Source organism: Dokdonella sp. GW821-FHT11D02 (genome assembly GCF_058808595.1).
Window position 1 is genome coordinate 2019319 of sequence record NZ_CM179520.1, and the last position, 19958, is coordinate 2039276.

Annotated in this window: 17 protein-coding genes; 9 read left to right on the forward strand and 8 right to left on the reverse strand. The window is 66.9% G+C overall.

The window, feature by feature from the left end:
• The first annotated feature begins 99 nt into the window (after positions 1–99).
• The 4 genes from AC3QL3_RS08465 (at position 100) to AC3QL3_RS08480 (ending at position 3757) form a co-directional block, all read left to right on the forward strand.
• Positions 100–1326, forward strand: a complete 1227-nt coding sequence (locus AC3QL3_RS08465; RefSeq protein WP_492897949.1) for an MFS transporter — start codon at positions 100–102, stop codon at positions 1324–1326.
• A 34-nt stretch (positions 1327–1360) separates the two neighbouring features.
• Positions 1361–1747, forward strand: coding sequence for a tautomerase family protein (locus AC3QL3_RS08470; RefSeq protein ID WP_492897951.1), 387 nt, complete (start codon positions 1361–1363; stop codon positions 1745–1747).
• 297 nt (positions 1748–2044) lie between these two features.
• Positions 2045–3034: an OmpA family protein gene (locus AC3QL3_RS08475; RefSeq protein WP_492897953.1), complete on the forward strand. Its 990-nt coding sequence runs from the start codon at positions 2045–2047 to the stop codon at positions 3032–3034.
• 132 nt (positions 3035–3166) lie between these two features.
• Positions 3167–3757 carry a dihydrofolate reductase family protein gene (locus AC3QL3_RS08480; protein ID WP_492897955.1) on the forward strand — a complete coding sequence of 197 codons (591 nt, stop codon included), beginning with the start codon at positions 3167–3169 and terminating at the stop codon, positions 3755–3757.
• Positions 3758–3796: 39 nt separating this feature from the next.
• Here AC3QL3_RS08480 and AC3QL3_RS08485 read toward each other — a convergent pair whose 3' ends face one another.
• The 4 genes from AC3QL3_RS08485 to AC3QL3_RS08500 form a co-directional block, all read right to left on the reverse strand.
• Entirely contained in the window at positions 3797–5839 is a 2043-nt protein-coding gene (locus tag AC3QL3_RS08485; RefSeq protein WP_492897957.1) for an amidohydrolase family protein, read from the reverse strand.
• 159 nt (positions 5840–5998) lie between these two features.
• The gene (locus AC3QL3_RS08490; protein WP_492897959.1) at positions 5999–8038 is read right to left on the reverse strand and encodes an amidohydrolase family protein; all 2040 of its coding nucleotides are present in this window, start codon (positions 8036–8038) and stop codon (positions 5999–6001) included.
• A gap of 97 nt (positions 8039–8135) precedes the next feature.
• Positions 8136–9299, reverse strand: coding sequence for a glycosyltransferase (locus AC3QL3_RS08495; protein WP_492897961.1), 1164 nt, complete (start codon positions 9297–9299; stop codon positions 8136–8138).
• 93 nt (positions 9300–9392) lie between these two features.
• Entirely contained in the window at positions 9393–10307 is a 915-nt protein-coding gene (locus tag AC3QL3_RS08500; RefSeq protein WP_492897963.1) for a LysR family transcriptional regulator, read from the reverse strand.
• A 92-nt stretch (positions 10308–10399) separates the two neighbouring features.
• Here AC3QL3_RS08500 and AC3QL3_RS08505 point away from each other — a divergent pair, with 92 nt between their 5' ends.
• The 4 genes from AC3QL3_RS08505 to AC3QL3_RS08520 all read left to right on the forward strand — a co-directional run bounded on the left by AC3QL3_RS08505 (position 10400) and on the right by AC3QL3_RS08520 (position 14549).
• On the forward strand, positions 10400–11137 hold the full coding sequence (locus AC3QL3_RS08505) for an SDR family NAD(P)-dependent oxidoreductase (RefSeq protein WP_492897965.1): 738 nt from the start codon (positions 10400–10402) through the stop codon (positions 11135–11137).
• 76 nt (positions 11138–11213) lie between these two features.
• Positions 11214–12212, forward strand: a complete 999-nt coding sequence (locus tag AC3QL3_RS08510; protein ID WP_492897967.1) for an aldo/keto reductase — start codon at positions 11214–11216, stop codon at positions 12210–12212.
• Between the two features lie 62 nt (positions 12213–12274).
• Entirely contained in the window at positions 12275–13333 is a 1059-nt protein-coding gene (locus AC3QL3_RS08515; protein WP_492897969.1) for an NAD(P)-dependent alcohol dehydrogenase, read from the forward strand.
• A gap of 208 nt (positions 13334–13541) precedes the next feature.
• Complete coding sequence (locus AC3QL3_RS08520) at positions 13542–14549, forward strand: aldo/keto reductase (RefSeq protein ID WP_492897971.1); 1008 nt, start codon at positions 13542–13544, stop codon at positions 14547–14549.
• Here AC3QL3_RS08520 and AC3QL3_RS08525 read toward each other — a convergent pair.
• On the reverse strand, positions 14539–15789 hold the full coding sequence (locus tag AC3QL3_RS08525; RefSeq protein ID WP_492897973.1) for an alkaline phosphatase family protein: 1251 nt from the start codon (positions 15787–15789) through the stop codon (positions 14539–14541). The genes AC3QL3_RS08520 and AC3QL3_RS08525 overlap by 11 nt on opposite strands.
• A 67-nt stretch (positions 15790–15856) precedes the next feature.
• Positions 15857–16462, reverse strand: coding sequence for a cysteine dioxygenase (locus AC3QL3_RS08530; protein WP_492897975.1), 606 nt, complete (start codon positions 16460–16462; stop codon positions 15857–15859).
• A 337-nt stretch (positions 16463–16799) separates the two neighbouring features.
• Between AC3QL3_RS08530 and AC3QL3_RS08535 the strand changes: the two genes are divergently transcribed.
• The gene (locus tag AC3QL3_RS08535) at positions 16800–17858 is read left to right on the forward strand and encodes an NADH:flavin oxidoreductase/NADH oxidase (RefSeq protein WP_492897977.1); all 1059 of its coding nucleotides are present in this window, start codon (positions 16800–16802) and stop codon (positions 17856–17858) included.
• A 60-nt stretch (positions 17859–17918) separates the two neighbouring features.
• Here AC3QL3_RS08535 and AC3QL3_RS08540 read toward each other — a convergent pair whose 3' ends face one another.
• Both AC3QL3_RS08540 and AC3QL3_RS08545 read right to left on the reverse strand, forming a co-directional pair.
• Positions 17919–19358 (reverse strand): nitrilase-related carbon-nitrogen hydrolase, encoded by a 1440-nt coding sequence (locus AC3QL3_RS08540; protein ID WP_492897979.1) that lies wholly within the window; start codon positions 19356–19358, stop codon positions 17919–17921.
• Positions 19342–19923, reverse strand: coding sequence for a TetR/AcrR family transcriptional regulator (locus tag AC3QL3_RS08545; RefSeq protein WP_492897981.1), 582 nt, complete (start codon positions 19921–19923; stop codon positions 19342–19344). The genes AC3QL3_RS08540 and AC3QL3_RS08545 overlap by 17 nt, the downstream gene beginning before the upstream one ends.
• Positions 19924–19958 lie beyond the last annotated feature (35 nt).

Genomic DNA, 19958 nt, shown 5'->3' on the forward strand with positions numbered 1-19958 from the left:
GGATGCGTATTGCGCATAACGTTCTTGAAAATTATTCATTGGAAGACTATGCGAGACAAGCATAGAGTTCGCTGACTTCATGTCAAGTAGGGAATTCGCATGTCCTCGGCCCCAATCGACACCGTCCTTCGCAGCCATGCTGCCGCCGAGCGGCCGCTGCCGACGCGCCTGTTCGCGTTCGCGGTCGGTGTGATCGTGCTGAACCTGTTCTCCTCGCAGCCGTTGGTGGACGTGATCGGGCCGGCGCTGGGTTTGGATGCGCGCCTGTCCGGCTTCGTCACTTTGGCGGTGCTGCTCGGTTATGCGGCGGGGCTGATCCTGTTGGTGCCGTTGTCCGACCTGGTCGAGAACCGCCGGCTCGCTCTGGCGATGCTGGCGCTCGACGTGGTCGCTCTGTGCGCGGCGGCGATGGCGCCGTCGGCGGCTTGGTTTCTCGTCGCGGCGTTCGCGACCGGCGCCGCCACCAGCAGCGTGCAGGTGCTGACGCCGTTGGCCGCCTCACTCGCCCCGGAAGCGCAGCGCGGCAGCGTGGTCGGCGACGTGATGGGCGGCATGATGGTCGGCATCCTGCTGTCGCGGCCGCTCGCCAGCCTGGCCGCCGAGGCGTTCGGCTGGCGCGGCATGTTCCTGGTCTCGGCGCTGCTGATCGTGCTGGTCGCCGCGCTCGTGCGCGATTTGCCGCAGCGCCGGCCGCAGGGCGGCATCGGTTATCGGGCGCTGATCGGCTCGCTCTGGCAGCTCGTGCGCGAAGAGCGCGTGCTGCGCGTGCGCGCCGCGACCTCGGCGCTGATGTTCGCCGCGTTCAACATGTTCTGGACCACGATCGCGCTGCAGCTGGCGCGGCCGCCGTTCCATTTCGGCGCGCGCGGCATCGCGCTGTTCGCGTTCGCCGGCCTCAGCGGCGCCGTGGTCGCGCCGCTGGCTGGGCGCTGGGGCGATCGCGGCTGGACCAAGCCGGCCTTGATCGGCCTGCACGCGCTGGCGATCCAGTCGATGGCGCTGGCCGCGTTCGCGGCGGCGATCGCTGATCTGGCGCCGACCTTCGCGCTGATCCTGCTCGGCGTCGCGGCGATCGGCCTCGACGTCGGCGTGGTCGGCGACCAGACCTTGGGCCGGCGTGCGGTCAATCTGCTGCGCCCGGAAATGCGCGGCCGGCTCAACGGCTTGTTCACCGGTTTGTTCTTCATCGGCGGCGCCGCTTCGGCTGCCTTGACCGGTTTTGCCTGGCGTTACGGCGGCTGGAATGGCGTGTGCCTCTTGGCCGCTGTGTTCGGTCTGGCGGCGCTGGCGGTTTCGTTGAAGACCTTGTACGACCCGCGCGTCTGAACGCGCGGCACTCACTGAGAAAAAGGAGAAACGTATGCCTCTGGTCACTCTCACCGTGGTCGCGCCCAAGCCGGACGAGTTCAAATCCGGCGTGCTCGCCGCCGTACACGCGGCCTTGGTCGCGTCGGGCGTGCCGCAAACCGACCGCTTCCAGCGCGTGTTCGAACTATCGCCGGATAATTTCCGCTTCGATCCCGGCTATCCCGATCTGACGTCCCAACGCGACGGCGACTTTGTGCTGATCGAGATCCTGCTGTCGGAGGGGCGCAGCGTGAAGGTCAAGAAGAAAATCGTCGCCGACGTCATCGCCGGGGTCACCGCCGCGCCGCTGCGCCTGAACGCCGAGAACGTGATGATCGCGTTCAAGGAGACGCGCTGGGAGAACTGGTCGTTCGGCGGCGGGCGCTTCCTGCACGTCTGACCGCATCGGAACAGGACGCCGCCGGCTCCCGGCCTTCGCTTCGTCGCGGCGGACGCCCGTTTCGTCGATCGCGTCCGTCCGGGCGCGGCGGCGCTGTCATACAGTGCCGCCGCCCGCGCGCACCCAATGTCAGCGCTGGCGGGAAAAGAGCGTATACGAACCGGCGACGCAGCCTGGGGCATCATCAAGCGCCCCAAGTCGTGGCTTGCGTCGCGGTCGCAAAGGGCGACGCCGCGTAGTCTCGCGCGGCGAATCGTTCGCGGCCTTCGTATGAACCGTTTTCAAAAGGGAGCGCTCATGAACAAGTTATTGGGTCTGGCTATGGTGTTGTTCGCGTCGATGGCGTATGCGCAGGACGACGAGCCGCTGTCGGACTGCGACGGCTGCAAGGACCACGCGTTGATGTCGCGCTATCCGGGCTCGGCCCTGGTCGGCTACGACCAGGTGGCGTTCGACGAGCAGACCTATGCGGTCGCGGCGTCGAGCAAGAACGAAGACGGCGAGACCGTGGCGCCGAAGACGATCACGCTGTCGGGCAAGCGCACGCGCCTGTACTACTTGGCGCCGCAAGGACGCAGCGGTCTGGAAGTGTTCGAGAACTACCGGCAGGCGCTGACCAAGGCCGGCTTCCAGACGACCTGGTCCTGCTCGGGCGACGAGGCGTGCGGGCCCAATTTCGCCGGCTTCGCGGTCGAAAAGATGCATCTGGATCTGTCCAATACGCTGTCGGCGCGGCAGGGCTTCACCGATGCCGATCAGGTGCGCTACACGGTGGCCAAGCTGGCGCGGCCGCAAGGCGAGGTGACCGTTGCCGTGCTGGCCGCTGATCTCGAGTTCCATGCGCCCAAGGTCGCCGGCGTCTACGTGGCGATCACCGAAGCCAAGCCGATGGACACCGGCATGGTCACGCTCGATGCGAGCGCGCTCGATCAGAACATCCTGAGCACCGGCAAGGCGGTGATCTACGGCATCCATTTCGACTTCGACAAGGCCGAGATCAAGCCGGAATCGAAGCCGCAGCTGGACGAGATCGCCAAGCTGCTCAAGCAGCACGCCGACCTCAAACTGTCGATCACCGGGCATACCGACAATCAGGGTAAGGCCGACTACAACCAGAAGCTGTCGCAGCGGCGCGCGGACGCGATCGTCGCCGCGCTGGTGAAGGACTACAGCATCGCCGCCGAGCGGCTGAGCGCGCAGGGCATGGGCGCTTCCGCACCGGTCGCGAGCAACGACAGCGAAGAGGGCCGCGCGAAGAATCGGCGCGTGGAGCTGGTCAAGCAATAACGCGATCGCCGCCGGGTCGCATCGACGCCGCGCCGGTCGCCGGCGCGGCGTCGCCGTTTCTGCGCCATGGCGCAGGCGGCGTTCGGGCGAACCTCATCGACGGCGCGGCCGTCTTTACGTGAAAGGGCGGTCATGCGGAAACTCAAGTTGGAAATGCAGGTCTCGGCCGACGGCTTCACCGCCGATGCGAACGGCGACACCGGTTGGATGGTGTGGAGCTGGGGCGCGCCGTGGAGCTGGGACGAGGAACTGCGCCGCCACCACGAGGCGCTGACCGCCTCGGCCGATACGATCCTGCTCAGCCGCGTGATGGCGGAGGAGGGTTTCTACGAACACTGGCAGCAGGTGGCTTCGACCTCCGGCGATGCGCGGCAAGGCTTCGCCGCGCGCATCGTCGCGATGCGCAAGGTCGTCTTCACGCGCACGCTGGACCAGCCGCGCTGGGCCAACACGGTGCTGGCGCGCGGCGATCTCGCCAAGGAGGTGGCGCAGCTCAAACGCGAACCCGGCCAGGATCTCTTGGTGTACGGCGGCCCGACCTTCGCTTCGGCCTTGGCTGCGGCCGGACTGATCGACGAATTCCATTTCCTGGTCAATCCGGCCGTGCTCGGCCGCGGCCGCGGCATGCTCAAGGACATCGGGCGCACGTTGCCTTTGCGCCTCGTGGAAGCGCGACCATTCGCCTGCGGCGTGACCTTGATGCGCTACGCGCGTCCGGACTGAGCTGCCGCCCGTGCGGACACGGGCGGACAGTCGCTGTACTCAGGGCAGCTTGAGCGCCGGCGCGAACGGCTTCACGCCGAGCGCTTCGTAGACTTCGCTCGGGTAGTAGGCCTTGTCGCCCTTGATCACCAGGGCGACCTGGCGGATGTCGGAAATGTTCTTAGTCGGATCGCCGTCGACCAGGATCAAATCCGCGCGCCAGCCCGGCTTGATCGCGCCGCGGTCTTCTTCCACGCGCGAATAGCGCGCGCCGTTCAAGGTTGCGATCTGCAAGGCCTGCGCCGGCGTCATGCCGGCTTGCACGTAGAGTTCAAGCTCGCGTTGCAGGGCGAAGCCCGGCTGCGTATCGGTGCCGGCGACGATCGGCACGCCGGCCTTGTACAGACGGCCGACGAACTCGATCATCTTTGCGTACGACTTGGCGTAACGCTGCGCCGTGGCCTCGTCGGGAATCTTCATCTGGCCTTGATAGAAGCCGCGACGCACGTCGGGCGGCATGTGATCGGCGACGGCGGCGTAGGCCTGCAGCATCTCGCCTTCGCGATGACACAGGAATTCGTGGATCGTCAGCGTCGGGTCGATCACAATCTTGCGTTGCGCCAGAAGGGCGATGAAGTCCTGCACCGGTTTGGAATCGAAATCGAGCCCGGCGACCTTGTCCGCCGGCAGCAGAAAGCGTTCCAGCGTGCGCGTGTCGGTCTTGTCGGTGACGAGGAAGTTGAGCAGCACCTGATTGATGTGCTGGATCTCGTCGTAACCCTGCTCGACCACATCCTGCGCGCGCAGGAACACCGGTACGTGGCCGCTGACGCGCAGCCCCTTGCTGTGCGCATAGGCGGTCGTCTCGGGCAGGATCGCTTTCGGAAACGAGTTGTAGACCTTGATCTGCGGATAGGCGCGCTCGGCGTACCAGTCGATCGCCTTCTTCGCTTCGTCGAGGTTCTTGATGACGAAGCCGTTGCGCGCCGACATCGGGCTTTCGCCTTCGATGAAGCCGGCCGGCACGATGCGCGGTGCGAACAGGCTGCCGCGGTTCTCCTCGGCGATGTACTGCTGCAAGGTCGCGTTGTCGTTGGCCATGTCGCGGATCGAAGTGATGCCGGCGGCCAGATACAGGCCGCCGTCCCAGGCGCCGAAGTGAGTGTGCATGTCGAACAGGCCGGGCAGGAGCACGCGGCCGCCGGCGTCGAGGGTTCGATCGGCTTTGCGCTTCTCCTTGCCGGCGGCGGAGATCGCGATCACGCGGCCGCCCTCGATCAGCACGTCGCTGGGCGCGCCGAGCACGGCGCGCTCGCTGTCGAACACGCGTGCGTTGCGGATCAGGGTCGAGCCGGCCAGCGGATGCGCCAGACGCTGCTGCATCGTCAGCAGCAGATTCTTCTCGGCCGTCTTCTGCTGCGCTTCGAGCGCGGCGGCATTTTTCTCCCAACCGTCTTCGGTCAATTGGTAGAAGCCCGGCGAGATCGAGGCGAATAGACGCGGATTGTCGTCGGCCGTGGCCCAGACGAAGTTCGGCGTAAAGCCGACGCCGGTCAACGCGAGCAGCTGCACTTTGCGCTTGACGCCGTCCTTCTCGACTTCCGAATCGACCAGCTTCTGCATCGTCAGCGTGCCGCTCGGAATCAGCGGCAGCTTGCCGTCGCTGCGTTTTGACAAAGCGCCGATCGCGACCGACAAGGCTTCCGGCGTGCCGCCGAGCGGGGTATAGAGCGCGCCGCCGAACACGTCCTGCTCGCCTTTGTCCGACGTCGATTTCCAGCTCGCCTTGCTGCCTTCGCGCTTGAACGTCTCGTCGATCGCCGCGCCGAAGGTCGATTGGCCGGCGACGCGATAGGCGGTGTAGGTCCCGTCCTTGGCCAGGGTGAACTCTTCTTTCAGCTCGGGACCGCGACCGTTGTCCTTGAACACGTACTCGACCTGGGTGGTGGCGCCGTCTTCGCCGCGCGTCACGGTTTGGTGTCCGGCGCGGGTCTTGCCGCCGTTGACCAGGACCGTGTACCGGGTGGTTTCGGCAGCGAGTGCGCCGCAGGCGATAGCGAGCAAGGGCAGCGTCAACGCTGCGCGCGCGAGTGTGCGTTTCATCCGTTTTCCCCTAAGCATCGAGATGGACAGGCCTGACGGCCATCGTCGGCTGCAGCGTCGGCGACTGCAAGCGCATTTGCGTTGCGATGTATCGACGGCGCGGCGGCAGCCGCAGTCGCGCCGGAGAGACGCCGCCCGTGCGAACACGGGCGGCCCTACTCAGGGCAGCTTGAGCGCCGGTGCGAACGGCTTCACGCCGAGCGCTTCGTAGACTTCGCTCGGGTAGTAGGCCTTGTCGCCCTTGATCACCAGCGCGACTTGGCGGATGTCGGAAATGTTCTTAGTCGGATCGCCGTCGACCAGGATCAGGTCGGCGCGCCAGCCCGGCTTGATCGCGCCGCGGTCTTCTTCCACGCGCGAGTAGCGCGCGCCGTTCAAGGTCGCGATCTGCAACACCTGCGACGGCGTCAGACCGGCTTGCACGTAGAGTTCGAGTTCGCGCTGCAAGGTGAAGCCGGGCAGGGCGTCGGTGCCGGCCACGATCGGCACACCGGCCTTGTACATGCGGCCGACGAATTCGATCATCTTGGCGTACGACTTCTCGTGCAGCTGCGCGGTGGCCTCGTCGGGAATCTTCATCGAGCCTTGCAGGAAGCTGCGGCGCACGTCGGGCGGCATGTGCTCGGCCACCGCCGCGTAGGCTTGCGAGAGATCGCCGTCTTTCTGGCGGATGAAGTCGAACGTGGTCAGGGTCGGATCGATCGCGGTCTTGTGCTCGGCCAGGAAGGCGATGAAGTCCTGTACCGGCTTGGAATCGAAATCGAGCCCGGCGACCTTGTCCGCCGGCAGCTGGAAGCGCTCCAGCGTGCGCGTGTCGGTCTTGTCGGTGACCAGGAAATTGAGCAGCACCTGATTGATGTGCTGGATCTCGTCGTAACCCTGCTCGACCACTTCTTGCGCACGCAGGAACACCGGCACATGGCCGCTGACGCGCAGCCCCTTGCTGTGCGCGTAGGCGGTCGTCTCGGGCAGGATCGCTTTCGGGAACGAGTTGTAGACCTTGATCTGCGGATAGCCGTGCTCGGCGTACCAGTCGATCGCCTTCTTCGCTTCGTCGAGATTCTTGATGACGAAACCGTTGCGCGCCGACATCGGGCTTTCACCTTCGATGAAGCCGGCCGGCACGATGCGCGGCGCCAGCAGGGTGCCGCGATTCTCGTCGGCGATGTACTGCTGCAACGTCGCGTTGTCGTTGGCCATGTCGCGGATCGTGGTGATGCCGGCGGCGAGGTGCAGGCCGCCGTCCCAGGCGCCGAAGTGCGCATGCATGTCGAACAGGCCGGGCAGGAGCACGCGGCCGCCGGCGTCGAGGGTTCGATCGGCTTTGCGCTTCTCCTTGCCGGTGGCGGAGATCGCGATGATGCGGCCGCCGTCGATGAGCACGTCGCTCGGCGCGCCGAGCACGGCGCGCTCGCTGTCGAACACGCGCGCGTTGCGGATCAGGGTCGAACCGCTCAGCGGGTGGGCGAGACGCTGCTGCTTCTCGAGCAGGAGGTTCTTCTCGGCCGCCTTTTGTTGCGCTTCGAGCGCGGCCGCATTCTTTTCCCAACCGTCCTCGACCAGCTGGAAGAAGCCGGGATAGATCAGCGCGAACAGGCGCGGCGTCTCGTCGGTGGTGGCCCAGACGAAGTTCGGCGTGAAGCCCACGCCGGTCAGCGCGAGCAGCTGCACCTTGCGCTTGACCCCGTCTTTCTCGATCTCCGAATCGACCAGCTTCTGCATCGACAGCGTGCCGCTCGGAATCAGCGGCAGCTTGCCGTCGCTGCGTTTTGACAAGGCGCCGATCGCGATCGACAAGGCCTCCGGCGTGCCGCCGAGCGGCGTGTAGAGCGCGCCGCCGAACACGTTCTGCTCGCCTTTGTCCGAGGTCGATTTCCAACTCGCCTTGTCGCCTTCGCGCTTGAAGGTCTCGTCGATCGCGGCGCCGAAGGTCGATTGGCCTTCGACGTGGTAAGCGCTGAAGGTGCCGTCCTTGGACAGGGTGAATTCTTCTTTCAGTTCCGGACCGCGGCCGTTGTCCTTGAACACGAACTCGACCTGACTGGTGGCGCCGTCCTCGCCGCGTGTCACGGTTTGGTGTCCGGCGCGGGTCTTGCCGCCGTTGACCAGGGCGGTGTACTTGGTCGTTTCGGCGGCGAGCGCGATCTGTGTGACGAGCAGCGGAACGGCGAGCGATACCAGCGCGAGCATGCGTTTCATCAGGCAATCCCCAGTGCGGTCGATGAGCGAACATGCGGCCGCAGGCGGCCGTCGCTCTATTTGATGGGGCGCTGCAAAGCGATGCAAGCGACAAAGGTCATAGCGTGCGCTGTGTCGCCAATTGCTCGTACAAGGCGACGGTTTCGCGCATCAGCACCGGCGCGCTCCAGGCCTGCGCGTCCGCGCGCGCGGCCTGGCCGAGTTCGGCGCGCAGCGCGGGCGAGCGCAACAGCGCGGCGACGTGTTCGGCGAAGGTGGCGACGTCCTCGGTGCTGATGCGCGCGCCGCGCGCCTGGCGCAGCACGGCGGCGGTGCCCATCACCGCGGTCGAGACCACCGGCACACCGAGCGCCATCGCCTCGATCAGCACCAAGCCCTGCGTCTCGGTCGGCGAGGCGAACACGAACGCATCGCCGGCGCGATAGCAGTCGAGCAGGGCCGTGCGGCGGTCGAGGTTGCCGGGAAAGCGCAGCTGGCGTTCGAGCCCGAGTGCGCGCGCCTTCGCCTGCAAACGCTGCGAGTCCGGCCCTTCGCCGGCGACGACGAAGACCAGGTTCGGGAACTCCGCAGTGAGCACTTGCGCGACCTCGAGCAGGAAACCGATGTTCTTCTCGGCGGCGAGGCGGCTGACCGTGACCAGGGTCGGCTGTTCCGGCTCGATGCCGTGCAGACGGCGGAAGCGCGCGCCATCGCCGCCCTGGAATTCGTCGAGGTCGATGCCGGTCGGGATGATCGTGGTCGGCGTGGCGATGCCGTAGCGTTCGAGCACCTCGCGCATCTGCTCGGTCGGCACGATCAGATGATCGACTTCGCGGCACAACCGGCGCGAAATGGCGCGCGCGGCGAAACGCAGCGGCGCGTCCGGCAGCCACGGAAAATAGTGCCGCGCGTAGGGTTCGAAGTAGGTGTGGTAGGTCTCCACCAGCGGTGCCGCGCCGGCCTTGCGCAGCATCACGCCGAGCTGGTGCGCACGGAACGGCGTGTGCACGTGGATCACGTCCCAGCGGCGTTGGGCCAAGGTCTTGGCGGCCGTGCGCAGGGCGGCGCGGCGGATCAGGCGATCTTCCGGATCGAAGAAGATCCGGCTCGACGGCAGCCGTAACACCTCGAACTCGGCGTCTTCCGCCCCCTCGCCGTAAGCCGGCGCGACTAGGGTGACTTCGTGACCGAGGCGTTGCAGTTCGCGCGCGAAGGTGCGGATCGAAGTCGATACGCCGTTCACGCGTGGGAAGTACACGTCCGACAGCATCAGGATTTGCATGACGCCGACGTTACAGGGCGATTTTGACGAAACGACAACGGTGCCGGCGGAAATGCGTTTGACCGCAGTTTGTGACAGGGAACGTGTCGCGACTCAGCCGACCCGCTCGCGCATGAAATCGATGAACACGCGCAGCTTCGGCGCCAGCTGCGCGCGGCTGGGGTAATAGATATAGAAGCCGTCGTAGGGCGGCAGGTGTTCTTCGAGTACGCATTCGAGCGCGCCCGATTCGAGTTCCGAGCGCAACACCAACTCCATCGTGTGCAACAGGCCGATGCCGTCGCGCGCGGCGCGCGTGAGCAGGCCGCCGTCGTTGCTGATCAAGGGGCCTTCCACATTGATTTCGTACCAGCGGCTGCGTTCGCAGAACTCCCAGCGGTAGATCGTTCCGCCGCTGCTGAAGCGCGAGCGCAGGCAGTCGTGGGTCTGCAGGTCGCGCGGGTGCTGCGGCCGGCCGCGGCGCGCGAAGTAGGCCGGCGCGCCGGCTACGACCGAACGTTGCGGGCCCCCCAGCGGCAGCGCGATCATGTCGCGCTGTACCTTCTCGCCGAGGCGGATGCCGCAGTCGAGGTTCTCGCCGACCAGGTCGTTGAGCGAGCTGTCGACCAGGACGTCGAGGCGGATATCCGGATAGGCGGCCACGAAGTCGGCCAGGTGCGGCTCGAACAGCACGCTGCCGACGCCGCGCGGCATCGTCACGCGCAGGGTGCCGGCCGGGCGCGAACCCTGCTGGCGCAGGTCGTCGAGCGCGCCGTCGATGTCGGCCAGCGCCGGGCCGATGCGCGCAAGCAGGCTGCCGCCGGCCTCGGTCAGGCCGACGCGCCGCGTCGTGCGGTTGAGCAGGCGTACGCCGATGCGGGTCTCCAGCGTGCGGATCGTCTGCGACAACGCCGATGGCGACACGCCCAGCTCGCGCGCGGTGCGCGTGAAGCTGGCGTGCTTGGCGACGCGCGCGAAGACGAGCAGGGCCGGCAGCTGGTCCGGCTCGATTGTGAAGGGCTGCTTCATGGTGCATGCGGATGCTGGGGATTTTTCCCGGCAATGGCAAGGCGCAGGATGCGCAACACCGAACGACAGGAGGTTGTCCCATGGGTGGACGGATGAAAAATCGCATCGCCCTCGTCACCGGCGCCTCGTCCGGCATCGGCGAGGCGACCGCGATCGCGCTGGCCGAGGCCGGCGCCAAGGTCGCGATCGCCGCGCGTCGGCGCGACCGCCTCGAAGAACTCGCCGGCCGCCTGCAGGCGCTCGGTGCCGAGCCGCTGGTGCTGCCGGCCGACCTGCTCGACGAGCGCGAGGCGCAGCGCATCGTGGCCGATACCGAAACGCACTACGGCCGCCTCGACGTGCTCGTCAACAACGCCGTCGTGATGTATCTCGAACCGGTCACCGAGGCCGATCTCGGCCGCTGGCGGCGCATGCTCGAATTGAACGTGCTGAGCCTGATTGCCTCGACCCAGGCGGCGCTGCGCGGCATGCGCGAGCGGCGCGAAGGCGACATCGTCAATATCGCCTCGACCGCCGGCCGCATCGCCAATCCGATGGCGGCGGGGTATTCGGCGACCAAGTTCGGCGTGGTCGCGTTTTCCGAAGCGTTGCGGCGCGAGGTGTACCAGGACCGCGTGCGCGTCAGCGTGATCGAGCCGGGCCTGGTCGCGACCGAGCTGCGCGATCACATCGGCCACGCCGAGGTGAAAAGCGCGATCAATGCCTGGGCCGACAGCGTGCGCCAGTTGCAGCCCGACGACGTCGCCGAGGCGATCTTGTTCTGCGTCACGCGGCCGCCGCACGTCAGCATCAACGAAATGTTGATGCGGCCGACCGATCAGGAACGCTGAGCGAGCCGATCGCTCGCGCGAACCGGGTTGGCGCAACCGGATTATTTTGGACGGTTTTTCATAGGAGATGTACGACATGCAAACTCGAATTCTCGGCCGCGGCGGCCCCGCGGTATCGGCCATTGGCTTCGGCTGCATGAGCCTGGGCATCGGCGACATCTATTCCGCCGGTGCGCGCGACGACGCCGGCGCGGTCGCGCTGCTGCATCGCGCGCTCGACTTCGGCGTGACGATGCTCGACACCGCCGACGTCTACGGCGATTCCGAAGCGAAGGTCGGCAAGGCGCTGAAAGGCCGGCGCGACGGCGTGATCGTCGCGACCAAGTTCGGCATCGTCAGCGACAGCGACGTGCCAGTCGAACGCGAAGGCGTCAACGGACGGCCCGAATACGTGCGCCGGCAGTGCGAGGCCTCGTTGCGCCGGCTCGGCATCGACTGCATCGATCTCTACTACCAGCACCGCATCGACCCGGCCACGCCGATCGAGGAAACGGTCGGCGCTATGTCCGATCTGGTGCGCGAGGGCAAGGTGCGCTGGCTCGGCCTGTCGGAAGCGGCGCCCGAAACCGTGCGCCGTGCGCAGGCGGTGCATCCGATCGCGGCCGTGCAATGCGAATACTCGCTGTGGAGCCGCGAACCGGAGGACGCGCTGCTGCCGACCTTGCGCGAACTCGGCATCGCGCTGGTCGCCTACAGTCCGCTCGGACGCGGTTTCCTCGCCGGCCGCTTCAAGTCCGCTGACGATCTCGCCAAGGACGACTGGCGCCGCGCCAACCCGCGTTTCTCCGATGCGAACGTGGTGCGCAACAGCGCGATCGCCGCACGCATCGCCGAGATCGCTCTTGAAAAACGCTGCACGCCGGCACAACTGTTGTTGGCTTGGGTGTTGGCACAGGGATCGGACATCGTGCCGATTCCAGGCACCAGCAGTCCCGAACGATTGGAGCAGAACCTCGCCGCGGCCGACGTCGCGCTGACGCCCCACGATCTGGCCCGCATCGCACAAGCCGTACCGAAGGACGCCGCCGCTGGTGCGCGCTACCACGACGACGGCATGCGGCTCTTGAACGTTTGAACGCGTGCCGGGTCGAAGCCGCGCCCGTTCGCCGAATCTTTTCCACTAATGGAGATGTTGTCATGTTGAAAGCCAAGGGATACGTCGCGCACGACGCGCACTCCGATCTCGTGCCGTTCACCTTCGAGCGCCGCTCGCCGGGTCCGCACGACGTGCAGATCGAGATTCTCTACAGCGGCATCTGCCATTCCGACCTGCACCAGGCGCGCAACGACTGGAGCAACTCGCTCTATCCGATGGTGCCGGGGCACGAGATCGTCGGCCGCGTCAGCGCGGTCGGCGCGGAAGTGAAGAAGTTCAAGGTCGGCGATTACGCCGGCGTCGGCTGCATGGTCGACTCCTGCCGCACCTGCTCGTCCTGCGCCGAAGATCTCGAGCAGTATTGCGAGAACGGCCCGACCTTCACCTACAACTCCAAGCTGCGCGGCAGCGAGGAGCTGGCCTTCGGCGGCTATTCCGACCTGATCGTGGTCGAAGAGCGCTTCGTGGTGAAGATTCCGCCCACGCTCGATCTCAAGGGCGCAGCGCCGTTGCTCTGCGCCGGCATCACGACTTGGTCGCCGCTGCGGCACTGGAAGGTCGGCGAGGGTCAGAAGGTCGGCGTGATCGGCCTCGGCGGTCTCGGCCACATGGGCATCAAGTTCGCCAAGGCGCTTGGTGCGCACGTGGTGATGATCACGACCTCGCCCGAGAAGGCCAAGGATGCGGTGCGCCTGGGCGCGGATGAAGTGCTGCTGTCGACCGACAAGGAAGCGATGAAGCGGCATGCGCGCAGCTTCCACTTCCTGCTCAACACGATTCCGAACGGGCACGACCTCAATCCGTACGCGGCCCTGCTCAAGCGCGACGGCAACATGGTGCTGGTCGGCGCATTGACCGAGCTGACGCCGGCTTTGATGGGCGGCAGCATCATCATGGGCCGCCGCAGCATCGCCGGTTCCGCCATCGGCGGCATGGCCGAAACGCAGGAGATGATCGATTTCTGCGCCGAGCACGGCATCGTCAGCGACATCGAGATGATCGACATGCAGTCGGTCAACAAGGCCTATGAGCGCTTGTTGAAGAACGACGTGAAGTATCGCTTCGTGATCGACATGGCGTCGCTCAAGAACGCGGCGTGAGGGTTTCTTCACCTCCAAGGCGGGTCCGCGCGGCCTGCCTTTCGCCCTCTCCCGCTTGCGGGAGAGGGCTGGGGTGAGGGCGGTCGGAGTGGTGTGCTCCGATTCCCTCTCACCCGCGCCTTCGGCGCGGCTTCTTCCGCGAGCGGAAGAATGAGAGTCCTGCTTCGGATGAGTTGGGACTAGAGAACAACAGCAAGGAGATAGCCCCATGAAATTCCGTACCCTGGGCCCGAACGGCCCCAAAGTTTCCGCGCTCGGCCTCGGCTGCATGGGCATGAGCGAGTTCTACGGCGAGCACGACGACGCGCAGTCGATCGCGACCCTGCATCACGCGCTCGATCTCGGCTTGAACTTCCTCGACACCGCCGATGCCTACGGTCCGCACACGAACGAAGTGCTGGTCGGCAAAGCGATCGCTGCGCGTCGCGACGACGTGTTCCTGGCGACCAAGTTCGGCATCGTGCGCGATCCGAGCAAGCCGACCGCACGCGGCTTCGACGGCAGTCCCGACTACGTGCGCAAGAGCTGCGAAGGCAGCCTCGCGCGCCTCGGCGTCGACCACATCGACCTGTATTACCTGCACCGCGTCGATGCGAACGTGCCGATCGAAGAAAGCGTCGGGGCGATGGCCGATCTGGTGCGCGAAGGCAAGGTGCGCTATCTCGGGTTGTCGGAAGCCTCGGCGCAGACGATCGAGCGCGCGCAGGCGGTGCATCCGATCACCGCGCTGCAGTCGGAGTACTCGCTGTGGACGCGCGATCCGGAAGAGCAGGGCACGCTCGATGCGTGTCGCCGCTTGGGCATCGGCTTCGTGCCCTACAGCCCGCTCGGTCGCGGCTTTCTGACCGGCGCGATCAAGAGCCCGGACGACTTCGCCGCCGACGACTATCGCCGCAGCAGCCCGCGCTTCCAGGGCGAGAACTTCGGCAAGAACCTTGCGTTGGTCGAGAAGCTGCGCGAGCTGGCCGAAGTGAAGAGCGCGCGCGCACGCCCCGTCACCGCCGCGCAACTCGCGCTGGCCTGGACGCTCGCGCGTGATCCGCACATCGTGCCGATTCCGGGCACTCGGCGCATCGCCACGCTGGAGGAAAACATCGCCGCGCTCGAAGTGGAACTGAGCGCGGCGGAACTCGCCGAGATCGATGCGATCTTCCCGCCGCAGGCGGCGGCCGGCGCGCGCTACACCGCGGCGATGATGGGCCGGCTCAACGCGTGACGCGTTCCGCTTCGCGCAGCATCGGCCGAACGGCGGCGAAATCGCCGTCGTTCGGCTGCGGCGCGAGGCCGAGCAGGTGCATCAAAAGCGGGTAGACGTCGACGTTCGGAAACTCCGGCACCACCAGCCCGCGCCGGAACGCAGGACCGTGAGCCAGAAACAGCGCGCGCATGTTCGCGTCCTGGTTGTCGTAGCCGTGGTCGCCGAGCGAAAAGCGCTTGCGCGAAGCGAGGTACTCGCGCGTGGTGATGAGCCAGCCCTCGTCGGCGAGGCAGAGCAGGGCGGGAACGCGCGGATGGGTGCCGTAGTGCAGACGTGCCGGCACTTCGGACTTGCGCCAGCAGCGCATGTGCTCGTGCTTGCGCAGCAAGGTCGACTCGACGGCGGCGGTCTTGTCCTGGTTCGGATTCAAGCCGGCCAGAATGCCGAGAGTGACCACTTGGGCGTCGGCGTCGGGGACGAGGTCCTCCATGTAGATCAGCCGCTCGCGCGACGTCGCGGTGCCGCCGTGATCGGACACGATCACCAGATTGACGCGCTCGAACAACCCGCGTTGCTTCAATCCTTCGACCAGCCGCGCGAGCGCTGCGTCCACCTCGCGCAAGGCCGCGCCGACCTCGTCCGAATCGGGACCGCTTTCGTGCGCCGCGTGGTCGACTTGCTCGAAGTACAGGGTGTAGAAGCGCGCGCGCTCGGCCGGCGGCAGGTCGATCCAGGCCAGCAGTTGATCGACGCGTGCGTCCGGCGTCATCTTGCCGTCGAAAGGCAGCCAGCGGCTCGGCCGCGCGCCGCCGATGGCGACGTCGGAACCGGGCCAGAACATGGTCGCCGCGCGCAGGCCCTGCTTCTCCGCGCTGACCCAGACCGGTTCGCCGCCCCACCAGCTCGGATCGGCCGTGGTCTTGGCGTCGTTGTAGACGAAACGCGCACCGCTGGCGGGATCGACCATGCGGTTGTTGACGATGCCGTGATGGTCCGGATAGAGGCCGGTGACGAGGGTGTAGTGGTTCGGAAAGGTCAGGCTCGGAAACGCCGGCTGCATCGCTTCGGCGCGCACGCCGCCTGCGGCCAGCGCATTCAAAGTCGGTGTGTAGCCGCGCTGCAGATAGTCCGGGCGGAAGCCGTCGATCGAGACCAGGATGACCGCATCGGTCGCGGCGCCCGATTTGGTCGGCTGGATCGGCGCGCAGCCGACAGCGACGAGCAGCCAGACCAGGACCAGCAGGGTACGCAGACGCATCGCAAGGCTTCCACGGCGAAACGCCTATCCTCGCCGATTGCGATGACGGTTTGTCAGGGTGAAGCGGTTACGCGCGGCGTGCCTGCTCGGTGCCGATGCGGCCGTCGATCCGCGCGACAGTCGGTTGCGCGACGTAGCGTCCGCCGCGGCGCGCATCGAAGTTGCGATAGGTTTCGAGCAGACCGCCGTAGACATGCAGTGTCACCGCCGGCCGCCGTGCCGACAGGTTGGCACAGCGGTGCGCATGGCCCTGCGTGCCGAGGAAGCCGCAGGACTGGCCTTCCTCGAGCAAGGTGGTGCCGATGAAGCGCGGCTGCGCCTCGCCGCTCGCCTCGGCGACCAGTTCGTAGTCTTCCACGCTGAGTGCGCCCTGCAGCACCATCTCGATGCCCCACAGGCCGGCGTGGTCGTGGATCGGCGTCGAATAGCCGGCCGGCCACACCATGATCAGGCCGGTGTAGCGGCCGTCGCGTTCGCATTCGTACATCCAGCGCGTGAACTCGTTCGGGCGCTGGTCGCACAGCGTGCGCAGGGTGCGCCGATCTTTCGGCGAGTACCACACCGCCTCGCGCAGACCGCGATGCAGGCGGTCGAGAGAGAACTCGGCGTTGTCCAGTTGCGCGGCCATGTACGCACGGACGCTGCGCGTCACGTCGAGGTCGATTGCGAGCATGGTCTTACCCCGGGAAAGCGAATGACCCGACTGCACCACAATCGCCGTTAAGCTCCCGCTAAGGATTCGGGGCAACTTGCGCGTACGGATGCACTCCGTTGCGAACGATGCGCGGCAACAGATTGAGCGGCTTCGGAAACTTCGCCGGGCCCCGGTTTCCTATCTTTTTTTCCATGAGCTCATGCGAGCGCGATGCTTGCGCTCGGCCCTCGCGTCTCCATCTCGGCCGCTTCGTTCTTCGGCCGCCTGAGCCGCTTCAACGGCCGGCGCAACAAGGCTTTGGAACATCCAACCGCGGCGGTCGTGGCCGCGCCTCTCCATGAATGCGGAGTTTGCGATGGGTCTGTTCGAACCCCTGGTGATCGGCGATGCGCTGCTGCGCAATCGCATCGCGGTGTCGCCGATGTGCGAGTACTCGGCCGTCGACGGCGTGCCGAACGACTGGCATCTGGTGCACCTGGGCAGCCGCGCCGTCGGCGGCGCCGCGCTGGTGCTGACCGAAGCGACCGCGGTGTCGCCCGAAGGCCGCATCTCGCCGGCCGACACCGGTCTGTGGAACGACGCGCAGACGCAGGCCTGGGCGCGCATCGCCGCGTTTGTGCGCGAGCAAGGCGCCTTGCCCGGCGTGCAGCTCGCGCATGCCGGCCGCAAGGCGAGCACGGACCTGCCCTGGCGCGGCGGCAAGTCGGTCGACGCCGCAAACGGCGGCTGGCGCACGCTGGCGCCGAGCGCGCTCGCGTTCGGCGACGGCTACGCCGTGCCGCAGGCCTTGGATCGCGCCGGCTTGGACAAGATCGTCGGCGATTTCCGCGCCGCCGCGCAGCGCGCACGTGCGGCCGGTTTCGGCGTGATCGAGGTCCACGCCGCGCACGGCTATCTGCTGCACGAATTCCTGTCGCCGCTGTCGAACCGGCGCGAGGACGACTACGGCGGTACGCTCGCCCATCGCGCGCGTCTGCTGCGCGAGGTGGTCGCGGCGGTGCGCGAGGTGTGGCCGCAGCCGGCGCCGCTCTTGGTTCGCGTGTCGGCCACGGATTGGGTCGAAGGCGGCTGGGACATCGACGAATGCGTCGAACTCGCGCGCTGGCTGAAACAAGACGGCGTCGATCTGATCGACACCTCGTCCGGCGGCTTGGTGCCGTACGCGAAAGTGCCGGCCGAGCCGGGTTACCAAGTGCCGTTCGCGGCGCGCATCCGTCGCGAGGCCGGCATCGCCACCGGCGCGGTCGGTCTGATCACCGACGCGGCACAGGCCGATGCGGTCCTCGCGCGCGGCGACGCCGATCTGGTGCTGTTCGCGCGCGAGTTGCTGCGCGACCCGTATTTTCCGCGCCGCGCCGCGCAGCAACTGGGCGTGACGATCGAAGCGCCGCCGCAGTATCGGCGAGCCTGGTGATCGTGCATCGAGTATGAGCCGACGCCGTGCCGGCAAACGCAGGCACGGCGTAGGTTCTGGTCACGGCTTGGCGCGCGGCCTGAACGCCATCACGAGCGCGCCCAACAGGACCGCGACGGAAAGCCAGGCGAACCAATCGCCCCAGCGCGAGTACAGCGTGCGCGTATGCCGCAGCGGCAGATTGCCGACCAGGGTCGCGGTGTCTTCGATGTGCGTGCTCGAGGCTTCGGCGACGACGCGGCCGCGGTCGTCGCTCAAGGTCATGGTGCCGTCGCGCGGCGTGCGCGCGAGGGCGAAGCCGTTCTCGACGCTGCGCAGGATCGCCATGCGCGCGTGCAGCCAGCCGTCGAGCTCGAAATCCCAGGCTGGCACCAGCAGCAGGTTGGCGCCGAGGTCGGCGTAGGAGCGGCCGAGCGAGAGGAAGTCCATGTCCTTGCAGATCGCAAGGCCCGTGCTCGGCTCCGTCGCCAGCATCTTCGATTCGGTGCCGGCGGTGTAGTTGTCTTCGAAGCCGGGCAACAGATGCTGCTTGCTGTAGCGTTCCGGCGCGTTGCCGTCGGCAGGGAACGCGAAGATCGCGTTGCGCGACGGCTCGCCCGCCGCGCTGTAGCCGACGCCGGCGATCAGGCGCACGCCGCGGCGGTGCGCGAACTCGGCCAGTGCCGGAATGTCCGGCGTGGTGACGAGGAATACCGTCTCCGGCATCACGATGGTGGTGGCGCCTTGGTCGGCCAGTTTTTCCAGCTGGACCAGATACCGCTGCAGCAGCTTCTCGCCGGCCGGATCGGTCAACGGCGGCCGCACCTTGCCGGCGAGCGAGACCAGGCCGATGCGCGGCGCGGCGACGTTCTCCGCCGTCGCCGTCTGCAGGCGCCAGCCGCCGTAGCCGAACGCGGTCACGTAGACCAGAGCGATCGTCACGATCAGCGCGCGCCGGCTGGCGAGCGAGGTTTGCGGCGCGCCGAACGCGGCCAGCGCGGCGGGCAGTAGGAACACCAGGAAGGTGATGCCCCAGGCGCCGCACAACGCGGCGATCTGGATCACCGGCAGCGCATCCATCTGCGTGTAGGCAAGGTTGTTGAAGGTGCCGTGCGGGGACAGGTTGGCGCTGAGGTAGTCGTAGGCGATCAACAGCGCCGGCACCGCCAGCGCGCCGAGCACCGGCCGGCCGCGTCGCACAAGAGTGCGAAAGAGCAGCGCGGCCAGCGCGAAGATCAAGGCCGGCACCACGTCGCCGAGCACGATGATGGTCGCCGGCAACTGGATCTTTTGCGCGTAGCTCAGCACGCTGAGGCCGCCGATGACCCAGGCCAGGAACGCGGCGAGGAACGTCGCGCCGCCGCTCGCGCGCGTCGCATAGACCAGCACCGGCAGCGGCGCCAGCCAGGTCGCCCACCACAGCGGCGTGACGCCGAAACCGAACCACCACAGCACGGCGGACAGCGCGACCGTCGCGGCGAAAGCGGCGACGGAACGCAGACGATCATTGTTTGATGCCATCGAGCAGTCTCCCTAGCGAAGCACGAAAGAACACGCGGAATGCGCGTTCGGAATAGTCGAAGCGGCCGGCGCGATACAGGCAGATCAGGCCGTGGGTATGACCCCACAGCGACATCGCCACGTCCCAGATGTCGTCCTGGCGGAACACGCCGCTCTGCATGCCTTCGGCGAGCGTGTCGGCGATGAGATTCAAGGTCGGCGAACGCCGCGCGCGGAAGTCGGTGGGGAAGCGCCGCGCGTCGGCGCGGCGCACGGAATAGGCGTAGTCGAACGCGTGCGGGTGATCGATCGCGTAGTCGAGATAGCCGTCCTGCAATTCGAGCAGGCGTTGCAGCGGATCGCGGCTGCGCCGCTTCGCGGTCCAGCGCGCGGCCACTTCCTCGAAGGTGTCGTCGACCAGCCGGTGCAGCAACGCTTCGCGGCTGGGGTAGTGACGATAGATCGCCATCGCGGTGATGCCGGCGTCGGCGGCGACGCGGCGCATGCTGACGGCGCCGGTGCCTTCGCGATCGAGGATGGACCGGGCGGCCGCACGGATGCGTTCGTCGGTGTCGTTTCGCTTCATGTGTACAGTGTATACAAGAATCGCGGATGCGCAAT

What these genes read in the sequence shown, in the direction of transcription:
- AC3QL3_RS08540 (WP_492897979.1), bottom strand. Translation starts at nt 19,358, where the DNA reads ATGGCATCAAACAATGATCGTCTGCGTTCCGTCGCCGCTTTCGCCGCG.
- AC3QL3_RS08480 (WP_492897955.1), top strand. Translation starts at nt 3,167, where the DNA reads ATGCGGAAACTCAAGTTGGAAATGCAGGTCTCGGCCGACGGCTTCACC.
- AC3QL3_RS08490 (WP_492897959.1), bottom strand. Translation starts at nt 8,038, where the DNA reads ATGAAACGCATGCTCGCGCTGGTATCGCTCGCCGTTCCGCTGCTCGTC.
- AC3QL3_RS08525 (WP_492897973.1), bottom strand. Translation starts at nt 15,789, where the DNA reads ATGCGTCTGCGTACCCTGCTGGTCCTGGTCTGGCTGCTCGTCGCTGTC.
- AC3QL3_RS08465 (WP_492897949.1), top strand. Translation starts at nt 100, where the DNA reads ATGTCCTCGGCCCCAATCGACACCGTCCTTCGCAGCCATGCTGCCGCC.
- AC3QL3_RS08545 (WP_492897981.1), bottom strand. Translation starts at nt 19,923, where the DNA reads ATGAAGCGAAACGACACCGACGAACGCATCCGTGCGGCCGCCCGGTCC.
- AC3QL3_RS08515 (WP_492897969.1), top strand. Translation starts at nt 12,275, where the DNA reads ATGTTGAAAGCCAAGGGATACGTCGCGCACGACGCGCACTCCGATCTC.
- AC3QL3_RS08500 (WP_492897963.1), bottom strand. Translation starts at nt 10,307, where the DNA reads ATGAAGCAGCCCTTCACAATCGAGCCGGACCAGCTGCCGGCCCTGCTC.
- AC3QL3_RS08470 (WP_492897951.1), top strand. Translation starts at nt 1,361, where the DNA reads ATGCCTCTGGTCACTCTCACCGTGGTCGCGCCCAAGCCGGACGAGTTC.
- AC3QL3_RS08505 (WP_492897965.1), top strand. Translation starts at nt 10,400, where the DNA reads ATGAAAAATCGCATCGCCCTCGTCACCGGCGCCTCGTCCGGCATCGGC.
- AC3QL3_RS08485 (WP_492897957.1), bottom strand. Translation starts at nt 5,839, where the DNA reads ATGAAACGCACACTCGCGCGCGCAGCGTTGACGCTGCCCTTGCTCGCT.
- AC3QL3_RS08510 (WP_492897967.1), top strand. Translation starts at nt 11,214, where the DNA reads ATGCAAACTCGAATTCTCGGCCGCGGCGGCCCCGCGGTATCGGCCATT.
- AC3QL3_RS08520 (WP_492897971.1), top strand. Translation starts at nt 13,542, where the DNA reads ATGAAATTCCGTACCCTGGGCCCGAACGGCCCCAAAGTTTCCGCGCTC.
- AC3QL3_RS08535 (WP_492897977.1), top strand. Translation starts at nt 16,800, where the DNA reads ATGGGTCTGTTCGAACCCCTGGTGATCGGCGATGCGCTGCTGCGCAAT.
- AC3QL3_RS08475 (WP_492897953.1), top strand. Translation starts at nt 2,045, where the DNA reads ATGAACAAGTTATTGGGTCTGGCTATGGTGTTGTTCGCGTCGATGGCG.
- AC3QL3_RS08530 (WP_492897975.1), bottom strand. Translation starts at nt 16,462, where the DNA reads ATGCTCGCAATCGACCTCGACGTGACGCGCAGCGTCCGTGCGTACATG.
- AC3QL3_RS08495 (WP_492897961.1), bottom strand. Translation starts at nt 9,299, where the DNA reads ATGCAAATCCTGATGCTGTCGGACGTGTACTTCCCACGCGTGAACGGC.